General features: G+C 63.7%; 10 protein-coding genes. All 10 read left to right on the forward strand.

Annotated elements, in window-relative coordinates:
- The first annotated feature begins 152 nt into the window (after positions 1 to 152).
- The 10 genes from CO671_RS12690 (at position 153) to CO671_RS12735 (ending at position 12,445) form a co-directional block, all read left to right on the forward strand.
- Positions 153 to 2,078 carry an ABC transporter substrate-binding protein gene (locus tag CO671_RS12690; protein WP_097606207.1) on the forward strand — a complete coding sequence of 642 codons (1,926 nt, stop codon included), beginning with the start codon at positions 153 to 155 and terminating at the stop codon, positions 2,076 to 2,078.
- A 101-nt stretch (positions 2,079 to 2,179) separates the two neighbouring features.
- A complete protein-coding gene (locus CO671_RS12695; RefSeq protein WP_097606208.1) occupies positions 2,180 to 3,166 on the forward strand; it encodes an ABC transporter permease in 987 nt (328 codons plus the stop codon).
- Between the two features lie 12 nt (positions 3,167 to 3,178).
- A complete protein-coding gene (locus CO671_RS12700; RefSeq protein WP_097606209.1) occupies positions 3,179 to 4,312 on the forward strand; it encodes an ABC transporter permease in 1,134 nt (377 codons plus the stop codon).
- A complete protein-coding gene (locus tag CO671_RS12705) occupies positions 4,287 to 5,351 on the forward strand; it encodes an ABC transporter ATP-binding protein (protein ID WP_170964976.1) in 1,065 nt (354 codons plus the stop codon). Before CO671_RS12700 ends, CO671_RS12705 begins: the two co-directional genes overlap by 26 nt.
- Complete coding sequence (locus tag CO671_RS12710; protein ID WP_170964977.1) at positions 5,351 to 6,409, forward strand: oligopeptide/dipeptide ABC transporter ATP-binding protein; 1,059 nt, start codon at positions 5,351 to 5,353, stop codon at positions 6,407 to 6,409. Before CO671_RS12705 ends, CO671_RS12710 begins: the two co-directional genes overlap by 1 nt.
- On the forward strand, positions 6,409 to 7,242 hold the full coding sequence (locus CO671_RS12715) for a 5-deoxy-glucuronate isomerase (RefSeq protein WP_010033052.1): 834 nt from the start codon (positions 6,409 to 6,411) through the stop codon (positions 7,240 to 7,242). The genes CO671_RS12710 and CO671_RS12715 overlap by 1 nt, the downstream gene beginning before the upstream one ends.
- Before the next feature lie 68 nt (positions 7,243 to 7,310).
- Positions 7,311 to 9,176 (forward strand): hypothetical protein, encoded by a 1,866-nt coding sequence (locus CO671_RS12720; protein WP_010033049.1) that lies wholly within the window; start codon positions 7,311 to 7,313, stop codon positions 9,174 to 9,176.
- An 11-nt stretch (positions 9,177 to 9,187) separates the two neighbouring features.
- Positions 9,188 to 10,006 (forward strand): TIM barrel protein, encoded by an 819-nt coding sequence (locus tag CO671_RS12725; RefSeq protein WP_097606212.1) that lies wholly within the window; start codon positions 9,188 to 9,190, stop codon positions 10,004 to 10,006.
- A 4-nt stretch (positions 10,007 to 10,010) separates the two neighbouring features.
- Positions 10,011 to 11,027: a hydroxyacid dehydrogenase gene (locus tag CO671_RS12730; RefSeq protein ID WP_097606213.1), complete on the forward strand. Its 1,017-nt coding sequence runs from the start codon at positions 10,011 to 10,013 to the stop codon at positions 11,025 to 11,027.
- A complete protein-coding gene (locus tag CO671_RS12735; protein WP_097606214.1) occupies positions 11,024 to 12,445 on the forward strand; it encodes a mandelate racemase in 1,422 nt (473 codons plus the stop codon). The genes CO671_RS12730 and CO671_RS12735 overlap by 4 nt, the downstream gene beginning before the upstream one ends.
- The last annotated feature ends 242 nt before the right edge of the window (positions 12,446 to 12,687 follow it).

Here is a 12,687-nt window from a genome sequence, read left to right on the forward strand (position 1 = left end):
TAACTAACATAATTTCCTGAAAAGCCAAGGCTGCCTCGGCGTATCACGTGGGCGAGAGAATCTCTTTGACAAAGAAATACGGTAACGATAACGTTAGAAAAAGAGGAGAATACGTTAACGATAACCTAGAACGACATCATCGGGAGGAGAGAATGCAGCACGCCAGAATTCTACGACGGCAGGTCGTTTCGACCATTGCCGCGGCCATCCTCATCGGTGCCGGCTGGGCCGGCGCCGCGCTCGGCTTTCAGGAGGCGCCGGAACTCAAGGCGCTCGTCGATGCCGGGAAGCTGCCGCTGGTGGAAAAACGGCTGCCGAAGGAGCCGCTGGTGCTGACGCCGCTTGAATCGGTCGGCGCCTATGGCGGAACCTGGCGCACGGCCACCTTCGGCGGCGGTGACAGCGAGATCGAGCGTTCGATCGGCTATACCAGGCTGGTCCGCTGGAATCCGGAATGGACGGAAGTCATCCCCGACATCGCCAAGAGCGTCGAGGTCAATGCGAACGCCACCGAATATACCTTCACCCTTCGGGAGGGCACACGCTGGTCGGATGGCGAGCCCTTCACGGCCGACGACCTGGTCTGGTGGAACGAGAACGTGCTGCGCAACACCAAGATCACACCGGCAGCACCGGACTGGCTGACGGCCGGCGGAGAGCCGGTCAAGGTCGAAAAGCTCGCCGACGACAAGGTCGTCTTCAAGTTTGCCGCACCGAACGGCCTGTTCCTGATGAACATGGCGACCGTGCGCGGCTCCGATATCCTGGCGGCGGCACCCGCGCATTACCTCAAACAGTTCCACAAGGATTTCAATCCCGATGGCATCGACGCCCTGGTGAAGGCGGCCGGTGCGACCGACTGGGTCCAGCTCTTCAACAACAAGATCGGATTTCCCGGCCGCTGGCGCGATCTCGGCCGTCCGACCCTTGATGCCTGGGTGCTGACTGCGCCCTATAATGGCACGACCCAGGTCGTCGCCGAGCGCAACCCTTATTATGCCAAGGTGGATACATCAGGAAACCAGCTGCCCTACTTCGACCGCATCACCATCGACGTGATGCAGGATACCCAGGCAATCATCCTGAAGGCGATCAGCGGCGAAATCGATATGCAGAACCGCTTCATCGAGACGACGGACGCCCGCACGGTGATTGTGCAGAACCAGCAGAAGGCCGGCTACGGCCTGTTCATCGCCCGGCCCGCCTGGTCGAACGCCCTGCTGATCACGCTCAACCAGACCCACAAGAACCCAGCCTTGCGCGCCGTCTTCTCCAATAAGGATTTCCGCATCGGCCTCAGCTACGCCATCAATCGCGAGGAGCTCAATCAGCTGATCTATGCCGGGCAGGCCAAGCCCTATCAGGCAGCGCCCCGCGAAGGCACGGCGCTCTACGACGAGAAGATGGCGACGCAATATCTGGAATATAACGTCGACCTCGCCAATCAATATCTCGACAAGGCCGGCCTGACCAAGAAAGACGGCGAAGGCTATCGCGTCGGTCAGGACGGCAAGCGCATCACCTTCGCGATCGATGCGCTGACCGGAAGCCCGATCCAGGTCGACGCCCTCGAGCTGATCCAGCGCTATTGGCGGGCCGTCGGCATCGACATGCAGCCGCGCCCGGCCGAACGCTCGCTGATCTTCTCCCGCCTGCAGAACAACGACAATGACGGCCTCGGATGGGTCGGCGGCGGGGGCTATGACTTCCTCGGCCTGCTCGATCCCAAATGGTATTTCCCGCACGAATACGAGTCGAGCTTCGCGACCGCCTGGGGCCTCTATTACCAGAACCCCAAGGATCCGAACGCTCAGGAACCGAGCCCGGCCGCCAAGAAGCAGATGGATCTCTACCGGCAGGTGCAAGAAGCCCCGACGCTCGAAAAGCAGCTTGAAGCCATGAAAGAGCTGCTGGCGATCACCCGGGACGAGTTCTACGTCATCGGCACCAATCTCGAGCCGGATCGCGTCGGTATCGTCAAGACCAATATGCACAATGTTCCGAAGGTCATTCCCAGCACGTCCTTCTATATGACGCCGGGACCGGCAAAGCCTGAGACCTTCTACTACCAGCAATAAAGACATCCGATCGGCGGAATGGCGTCCGTGGCGCCATTCCGGCAGCAGCCCCGCCCCATCACCCAGACCGAGCGGCGATCGCCGGTTGAAGGAGCTTGAATATGGCCGGCTTCATCATCAGACGTCTGCTTTACATGATCCCGATGATGTTCGCGATCTCGGTCGTGACCTTCATCATCATCCAGCTGCCGCCGGGCGATTTCCTGACCGCGATGACCGCGCGTCTTGCCTCGCAGAACGAGACCATCGATCCCGGCGTCATCGCCGGCCTGCGCGAGCGCTATGGCCTCGATCAACCCTGGACGGTGCAATATTGGAAATGGATCAGCGGCATCCTGCTGCATGGCGATTTCGGCCAGTCCCTCGATTGGAACAAGCCGGTCAGCGAATTGATCTGGGCACGCATGGGCCTGACCATGGTGGTCTCGGTCACAACGCTGCTCTTTGTCTGGGCGGTGGCCTTTCCGATCGGCATCTATTCGGCCGTGCGGCAATATTCGCTCGGCGATTATTTCGCCACCTTCTTCGGCTTTCTCGGCCTTGCCATCCCGAATTTCCTGCTGGCGCTGGTGCTGATGTTTGTCTCGGCGCAGTATTTCGGTCAAAGCGTCGGCGGGCTGTTTTCGCCCCTCTATATCAATGCTGCCTGGAGTTGGGCCAAGCTCGGCGATCTCATCTCGCATATGTGGATTCCGGTCGTCGTGCTCGGTACCGGTGCGACGGCGGCGCTGATCCGCATCATGCGCGCCAATCTGCTCGATGAACTCAACAAGCCCTATGTCGACATGGCGCGTGCCCGGGGCTTGAGCGAAATCCGGCTGCTGCTGAAATATCCGGTGCGGGTGGCGCTCAATCCTTTCGTCTCGACGGTCGGCTGGGTGCTGCCGCACCTCGTCTCGGGTTCGGTGGTGGTCTCCATCGTGCTCAGCCTGCCGATCACGGGGCCGCTTCTGCTCAACGCCCTGTTTGCCCAGGACATGTATCTCGCCGGCACCTTCATCCTGCTGATGAGCATGCTGACGCTGATCGGCACGCTGATCTCCGACCTGCTGCTCGCCTGGCTCGATCCACGCATTCGCAATGGCTGAGGAACGATATCAATGACCGATCAAGCCATCGCCCTGATACCTGAACGTGTTCGCAATTCCGATGCGGTCGCCGGCCAATGGAAACTCATCTGGCGCCGCTTCCGCCGCCACCGGCTGGCGCTTGGGGCCGGCGTCGTCATCCTGCTGATTTACCTGGTCGCCCTGTTTGCCGAGGTTATCGCTCCGGTTTCATCGCAGACCTACGATTCCCGCTACACTTATGCGCCGCCCCAGCGGCTCAAAGTCGCCGGCTACGACGCGACGGGCCAGTTTCATCCACTCTATGTCAACGGCTATTCGATGAAGGTCGACCCGATCGCGCTCAGCCGCAATTATGTGCCCGATCCGGCCGTCGTCATTCCCGTCGGCTTCTTCGTCAAAGGCGAGACCTATCGGTTCTGGGGACTGTTCGATTTCGACCGTCACCTGATCGGCCCGATCGAGGCGGGCAAACCCTTTTACCTCTTTGGCGCCGATCGCCTCGGCCGCGACGTCTTCAGCCGGACGGTGCATGGCACGCGCGTTTCCATGTCGGTCGGGCTGATCGGCGTGGCGATCAGCCTCGTCCTCGGCATCATCCTGGGGGGCATTTCCGGTCTTTACGGCGGCTGGGTGGACGATGTCATCCAGCGTTCGATCGAGCTCATCAACTCGATCCCGACCATCCCGCTGTGGATGGGGCTTGCGGCTGCCGTGCCGATCAGCGCCGATCCGATCCTGGTCTATCTCTGGATCACCGTCATCCTGTCGCTGATCGGCTGGACCGACCTGGCACGTGTGGTGCGCGGCCGTTTCCTGTCGCTGAAGACCGAAGACTTCGTCATCGCCGCCCATCTCGATGGCTGCTCCAGGATGCGCATCATCTGGCGGCACATGGTCCCGTCCTTCATGAGCCACATCATCGCCTCGGTCACGCTCGCCATCCCGACGATGATCCTTGCCGAAACCGCACTTTCCTTCCTCGGCATCGGCCTGCGGCCGCCGGTGGTCAGTTGGGGTGTGCTGCTGCAGGAGGCGCAGAACATTCTCGCGGTCACGAGCGCACCCTGGCTGTTTCTTCCGGGCCTGGCGGTGATCGTCACGGTGCTCGCCCTCAATTTCCTTGGTGATGGATTACGCGATGCTGCAGATCCCTATGAATACTGACGCCAATTTCGCCGCGGCCGGCCGTGGGCGCACCGATCGCGACCCGCTGATCGAGGTCGACGACCTCAGGACCCATTTTTTCGGCGGCGCGGGTACGGTGAGGGCGGTGGACGGCGTCTCCTTCTCCATCCCGCGCGGCAGGACGGTCTGCGTCGTCGGCGAATCCGGCTCGGGCAAGAGCATCACCGGCCGCTCGATCCTCAACCAGGTTCCGCGCGGCGGGCGGATCGTCTCGGGCGCGATCCGCTACCGGCCCGATCCGGCAGCCCCCCCGATCGATCTCGCGGCGCTCGACCCGCGCGGCCGCGATATGCGGGCGATCCGCGGCGCCCAGATCGGCCTGATCAGCCAGGAGCCGATGGCCGCTCTTTCACCCGTCCATACGATCGGCAACCAGATGATGGAGGTGATCCGCCTGCATCTGAAAATGGGAAAGAAGGAAGCGCGCGAGCATGCGATCGAGACGCTGGCTCTGGTCGGCATTCCCCGGCCGGCCGAGCGCATGGAAAGCTATGCCTTCCAGTTTTCCGGCGGCATGCGCCAGCGCGTCTGCATCGCGCTGGCGCTCGCCTGTCGCCCGAAACTCCTGATCGCCGACGAGCCGACCACGGCGCTCGATGTGACCACCCAGGCCAATATCCTCGATCTCCTCGCCTCGCTGCAGGCCGAATTCGGGCTCTCGGTATTGTTCGTCACCCATGATCTCGGCGTGGTGGCCGAAATCGCCGACGAGGTCGTCGTCATGTATGTCGGCCGGGTGGTGGAAGCGGGTGACGTCGACACGATCTTCCATGCGCCCGTTCATCCCTACACCAAGGCCCTGCTGCAATCGGTGCCGCGCATGCACGGGCAGCCGACCGAACGGCTCGCGACCATTGAGGGCATGGTGCCCTCGCGTTTCGACCGGCCCGAAGGCTGCAGCTTTCATCCCCGATGCAGGCAGGCGAGGGCGGGCCTGTGCGATCAGAAAGACCCCGGATCCGTCGTCATCGGTGACGGGCACGTCGCCAGCTGCCTGCTTTACGAGGGAAGACAATGATGGCCGATCCCATGACGCAGCCAAGCCCGCTGCTCGAACTGAACGATCTCAGGATGCATTTCCCCATCCGCAAGGGCGCGTTCCGACGGGTCGTCGGCCACGTCAAGGCGGTCGACGGCGTCTCGCTTCGCGTCGATGACGGCGAGACGCTTGGCATTGTCGGTGAATCCGGCTGCGGCAAGTCGACGCTTGCCCGCACCGTCCTGCGCATCTACCAGCCGACCAGCGGCGAGATCCGCTATCGCGATCGCAGCGGCGGCACGGTGGATCTCGCGGCCCTCTCCGGTCCCGCCCTCGATGAAGTCCATCGTGACCTGCGCATCGTGTTCCAGGATCCGCAATCCTCGCTCAATCCGCGTCTTCCCGTCATCGATATTATCGGCGAGGTATTGAGCGTCAACGGCATCGCCAAGGGCCGGGAACTCGAGCACCGGGTCGCCGAGCTGATGCAGAGTGTGGGCCTGCGGCCCGAATATATGCGCCGCTACCCGCATGCTTTTTCGGGCGGCGAACGCCAGCGCATCGGGATTGCCCGGGCGCTGGCGTCCAACCCGCGCCTTGTCATCGCGGATGAGGCGGTCTCGGCGCTCGATGTCAGCGTGCAGGCCCAGACCATCAACCTGTTGCAGGATCTGCAGGAACAGTTCGGCCTGACCTATCTCTTCGTCGCCCACGACCTCTCGGTCGTTCGGCACATCTCGGACAATATTGCCGTCATGTATGTCGGCCGCGTCGTCGAAAAGGCGCCGACGGAGCAGATCTTTTCTCGCCCGCGCCATCCCTATACCGAAGCGCTGCTTTCGGCCGTGCCGATCGCCGATCCGAGGATGCGCCGTCACGGCAAGCGCATCCGGCTGGCGGGCGAGGTCGCCGACCCCGCTCATCCGCCTCCCGGCTGCGCATTTCATCCGCGCTGCCGCTACGCAACCGAGCTATGCAGGCAGAAGGTGCCGGCGCTGCGCGCCGTGACGGCCGATGGGCACGCGGCCGCCTGTCACTACGCCGAATCCCTGTCGCTCAATCCCTTTGCCGACCGTATCGTTCCGGAGTTCAATTGATGCCCGAATTCATTCCACGCTCCGAGCAGCGTCCCATTGTGGATACCTCCTCCAGGACGCTCGATCTCATCTACTTCGATCTCCTCGCGCTTCCGTTGGATGGCCGGGAGACGCGGCGGCTGCCCTTGCACGAAAGCCTCTACGTCGTGCTGTCGGGGCAGGTGGATATCGAGGTGGATGACGTCAGCTTCGGGGCGGTGGGCCGGCGAGCCGATATCTGGGAAGGCGATGCGGACTCGGTTTACGCGCCCGTCAACGCCAACGTCCGGGTATCGGCTCGTGGCGGCCCGGCCGAAGTCGCGATTGCCGGCGGCATCTGCGACAGGCGCTACGCCCCGTTCCGCGTCACGCCTGAGGAGGTCGACGCGGTCAATGTCGGCTCGCCCGATACGCACAGCCAGCGGCGGATCGTCCATCTGCTCGGCCAAGGGCAGAACGGGCGCTGCGGCAATCTGCTGGTGAGCGAGCTCTATGCCGGCGAGGGCTGCTGGTCGGGCTATCCTCCGCATAAGCACGACACCGAAGACGGCGATGCCGAGACCCTGCACGAGGAACTTTATCATTATCGGTTCCTGCCGGAGACCGGCTTCGGCAGCCAGATCACCTATGACGACGACGGTCCGGTCAAGATCCTGATGACCCGTGATGGCGATACCGTCCTGGTCGATCGCGGTTACCACCCGACCGTCACCTCGCCCGGCCATCGGGGCTACATCTTCACCATCCTGGTCGGCAAACATCGCCGCGGGCTGATCCAGCGCTTCGATCCCGCCCACCAGCATCTGACCAAAACCATCCCCGGCATCGATGCGATGCGCGACAAATTCAAATAGTCAGGCCATTGGCCGCCTGTGCCGGCTCGGTCGGCACCGCCAGATTTCCGTCCTAGGAGAGACGATCCATGCGCGAGCGTACGCGAATAAACGTTGATGCCGGCCAGGCCGTGCGCCCGTTCAACCGGTTCTGGCGCGGCACCGGATTTTCGCCGGCCGAGCTGCTGCTCGAACCCGAAATGCGCCAGATGCTCGCCTATATGGGCGGCCTGCCCAACGAGGGCATCCGATATTTGCGCGTCCATTATCTCTACAATCTGCTGCGCTCGACCGGCGGCGCAGGTTATGACTGGTCCCTGCTCGACCGGGCGCTCGACGTGATGATCGAACACCGCCTGAAGCCGTTCTTCGAGCTGATGGGCAATCCCTCGGGCCTTTTCACCGACTATGAGGACATGGATCAGGTCAAGCGCTGGCGGGATCTGGTGACGGTGACGGCGGATCGCTACGGCGCGCGCTACGGCATGGACGAATTGCGCACCTGGTACTTCGAAACGACGAACGAGGCCGATTCCGGCTGGTGGACCTATGGGATCAAGGGCTACACCAACTATTACGACGCCTGCGTGGCAGGGCTCGATGCGGTCGATTCCAGCCTGCCGATGGGTGGCCCAGGTACCGCCCGCACGCTCTCGCCGATCTTTCGCGCCCTCATGGCCCATTGCGACAGCGGCACGAGCTGCCTGACCGGCGGCGGCCCGCCTCGCCTCGACTACATCTCGATCCACGAGAAGGGCGTCAACGGCAGCAAGGACGACCTGACCCCGAAAACCCATGCCATTGTCGACCGCACGCTGCTCGTCGTCGATTATCTCAAGGAGCACCATCCACGCCTTGCCGGCCTGCCGATCATCAATGACGAATGCGACCCGCAGCTCGGCTGGAGCGATCATCACAGCTGGCACGGCAAGGCCTATTATGCCGGCATCATTGCCCGCATCATCGAACAGCACGATCGGCGCATCATCGCCCCGAAGGCGGCGAATTTCACCTTCCTCAGCAATGACCACGCCTTTATCGGCGGCTGGAGCCAGCGCACGATCTTTGCCTATTTCGGTTCGCGCAATTTCACCAAGGCGCAATGGGAACATAAGACCGATCTGGACAGGCTGGTCACCGACATCGACACGGCGCCGCCCTTCGACATCATCAAAAAGCCCGGTCTCACGTCGATGGAACTGTTGGCGACGCTCGGCGACACCGTCTGCAAGGTAACGGCCGAGCCGCCGCTGACCCCCGACCAGGATGGATTGGCGATCCTGCCGACGCGGCTGCCGGGGGGCGGCGTCTCGATCAGCCTTATTCATAGCGTCGATGCCATCAACCGTTCGGGCCGGACCGCCGTGCGCCTGGAGGTCAACGGGCTCGCTCTCGGCCGCCACGCGCTGTGCCTGCTGCGCATCGACGAGGAATTCACCAATCCGATGGAAGTCTGGGAGGCCCAGCGCGACGAAAGCAATCCGCGCGGACCCTTCGAGCCGGTCGGCGCGCCGCCCGAACCTGATGAAGCGCAGTTTGGCGAACTGCGCCGCGCCCAGGAACCGGCTTTGCTGCATCCGATCAGTGTCGTTGAATGCGACGAGGGCCGGATCAGCGTCGATCTCGATGTACCCTTGCCGTCGCTGACGCAGGTGCTCGTCGTCCCCGACACCGGCGCGTCTCCGGCCGCACCCACCGGCCTCACCGTCGAAGGCTACCGTGGTCTCGGCGGCCGGGAGGAGCGCATGCTGTTCTGGGCGGCCGGCGATGCGAGCCCCGCCATCTTCTACGATGTCCTCGTCAGCAGGGATGGCGAGACCTTTGAAAAGGTCAGCCCCGCGCCGCTGATCTCGACGGCATTCCTGCACATGTCGCCGCCGGCGGGCGCGCAATACGCGGTGCGCGCCCGGGATGCATTCGGCCGCCACAGCGAGCTCTGTGTTTCTCGTCGATGAGCAATGCAACGATGGATATCGCCTATTTCACCAAGACCCTGGAAGGCCTGCCGTTACAGACGGCGGCGGAGATCACGGCGGGGCTGGGCTTCGACTGTGCCGACCTTCTTGTTCGCGAGGGTCACGCCGTCTCGCCCGACCGGCCGGAGGAAATCGTCAAGGCGGTCAAGCTTTTTGCTGCGGCCGGCCTGCGCATCCCGATGGCGACCATCGACGCCACGCGGCCGGACGATGCCGCGTCCCGGCTGCTTGCTTGCTGCGGCGAGGCCGGCATCGGGCAGATCCGGCTCGGCTTCTGGCGGTATGATTCGTCGCGGCGCTGGCAGGCGCAACTCGACGACGCGCGACGCGACCTCGATGGCTTCGAACACCTCGCCGAAAAATTCGCCATCAAGCTCACCATCCAGCTTCACGGCGGGACCCTGCACGCCTCGGGCGCGCTCGCCGCGCAACTGCTGGCCGGGCGCGATCCGATCAGGACCGGCGCTTACCCCGATCCGGCCAACCAGCTCATTCGCGAGGGCAGCGAGGACTGGCGTCTGACCCTCGACCTTCTCGAACCGTGGTTCTGCTGCATGGGTGTCAAGAATTGCGGCTGGTTTCCCGGCGCCTACGGCGCCCATGGTCAGCGCGCATGGCATTCGGACTGGTATGGGCTCGACGAGGGCATGGTGCCCTGGAACGATATCGTCCCGCATCTCATCGCCACCGGATTTGCCGGCGCGCTCTCGATGCATTCGCAATACCGGGTTCCCCGGGACCAGGCGCTCGCCAAGGCTCGCGCCGATCTCGCCCATCTCAGGCGCCTCGTCGCCGCAGCGAAAGAGTAGAACCATGAGCGAACAGGCCCCCATCATCGCCGTCCTTTTGACCGAAAAGACCCGCCGCATGATGCTGGACGATGCGGCGACCGCCCGGTTGAACGGCCTCGGTGAGGTGCGCTGGCCGGCCGGCGCCACGATCGATGCCGCCGATGCCGACCGGTTGCTGCAGGGCGCTACGGCTTGCCTGACCGGATGGGGCACGCCGCCCTTCGATCCCGCCCTGCGCCAGCGCCATCCGCAACTTGCCCTCGTCGCCCATTCGGCTGGCAGCATCCGCACGCTCGTTCCCGCCCGTCTGTTCGACGACGGCCTGCGCGTGAGCCATGCCGCCTCGAAAATCGCCGCCTCGGTTGCCGAATTCGTCGTCGCCGAAGCGCTGCTTGCCATGCGCGGCATTCACCGGCTGCATCATCGATTGCGCAGAGGCGGTGAATGGCTCGATGTCCGCGCCGCCGTGCCGCAAAGATTGCTCGGCGCCAGGACGGTCGGCATCGTCGGGGCCGGATATGTCGGCCGGGCAGTCATGCGTCTGCTGGTTCCATTCGGCTGCCGCGTGCTGGTCGTCGATCCCTATCTCGACGACAGCGAGGCCGCAGCGCTCGGCGTCGTCAGAACAGGATTGGACGACGCGCTTGCACAGAGCGATGTGATTTCCCTGCATGCGCCCGTCCTGCCCGAAACGCGCCGGATGATCGGCGCCCGCGAGCTGGTGCTGCTGCGCCCCGGCGCCCTGTTCATCAACACGGCGCGGGCCGAGCTGGTCGACGAAGTCGCATTGCTCGCCGAAATCAGGTCCGGCCGCATCGAGGCGGCTCTCGATGTCTTCGATCAAGAGCCGCTGCCTCAGGACAGTCCGTTCCGCGACCCTCAGCTGACCAATGTCACCATTTCGCCGCATGCCGCCGGCCACACCGAGGAGGCACATTTCGCCCAAGGGCAGGCCATGGTCGACGAGATCGGCCGGCTGCTGCGCCGTGAACCGCTTCAGCACGAAGTATCACGCGCCATGCTGGACCGGATGGCGTGACCATGGACAGAAGCATCGGAGGTTCCGTGACGGCGCCGCGCATCAAAATTGTCGAGATCGACGCCTTCGAGCGCGATATCAGCCTGCGCCTGCCGTTCCGCTTCGGTGCGGCGACGCTGGAAAAGGCGCCGCAGGCCTTCCTCAGAGTGCGTGTCGAGGATGAGGCAGGGAAAAGTGCCATCGGTGCTGCCGCCGAAATGATGGTGCCGAAATGGTTCGACAAAAATCCGGCGCTGACGCCGGCGCAGAATGTCGATCAATTGCGCGGCTCTATCCGCGTCGCCACGGCTGCGTCGCGGGAACCGTCCGCCCCGATGACATTGTTCGCCGCCGCCCGTCTGAACGAGATGGAAACCGCCCGCCGCCTGCCTGGAAATCCACTGGCCGCCGGTTTCGGTCCTTCGCTGATCGCCCGCGCGGCGCTCGATGCCTATTGCCGTCTTGCGGGGTTTTCATTTTTCGAGGTGGTGAGCCGCAACCTCATCGGCATCGGCGGCCCGATGCTGCCCGGCGATATCGACGCGGATGCAGTGTCGGCTGTGCTGGCCGGCTTTCGTCCCGCCGGTTCCATCTCGGCCCGGCATACGATCGGGCTTCTCGACCCGATCACCGAGAGCGAGATCGTCGATCCCGTCGATGACGGCCTGCCGCAGAGCCTCGAGGCGGTGATCGCGCGCTATGGCAATCGCTGGTTCAAGATCAAGCTTTCGGGCGCGGTCGATGCCGATATCGACCGGCTGGCGCGCATCGCCGCCGCGTTGGACCATCTGCCGGACTATCGGGTGACGGTCGATGGCAACGAACAGTTCACAGCAGTCGACGAGCTTGCTGCCCTGCTGGTGCGGATCGCGGCCATGCCGCGGCTGTCGCGGCTGCGCGCGGCCATTGCCTTTGTCGAACAGCCGTTCTCGCGCGCGATCACCATGGAAACACCGCTCGGGAATCTGGCCGCGCAATTGCCCTTCCTGATTGATGAGAGCGACGATGGCGACGGCGCCTTCGCCCGCGCCCGGCGGCTTGGTTATACCGGCGTCTCCTCGAAGACCTGCAAGGGCATTTACCGCTCGCTGCTGAAAGCGATCCGCATCAAAACGGCAGGCGTGCCGGGGTTGTTTCTCACCGGCGAGGATCTGACCTGCCAAGCCGGGCTTGCCGTGCAGCAGGATCTGGCGCTGGTTTCGCTGCTCGGCCTCTTCCATGTCGAGCGCAACGGCCATCATTATGTGACCGGCATGCAGGGCGCACCGCAGGCGGAGAAGGTGCGTTTTGCCGCTGCCCATTCCGATCTCTACGAGCAGGGGCGGGAGGGGCCGCTGCTGTCGATCCGCGACGGCCGGATCGCCATCGCTTCGCTCGGCGCCGTCGGCTACGCGAGCGGCGCTTTACCCGATTTCGGGTCGATGAGGCCATTGTCGTGAGACTTGGCAACATTCAGCATAGGCAGCAGCGCTGCTCTGTTGAACTGGGAGATCGGATCACCCCGTTCCACCAATTGATATGTCTCCCGACAGGGCATCACGCTCTTTCCGAACCATTTCTGTACCTCCTGATTGGGATGCAGGACGCGCAGGCGGCTTGAGGCCGCCTGCGGGGGAGTACGTCCCGCGGTCTTGTTCCCGTGGGGGAGAGAACGCGACCGAAGAGCTTGCCGTCACTTTCT

Source organism: Rhizobium sp. M10, from assembly GCF_002531955.1.
GTDB classification, from domain to species: domain Bacteria; phylum Pseudomonadota; class Alphaproteobacteria; order Rhizobiales; family Rhizobiaceae; genus Rhizobium; species Rhizobium etli_C.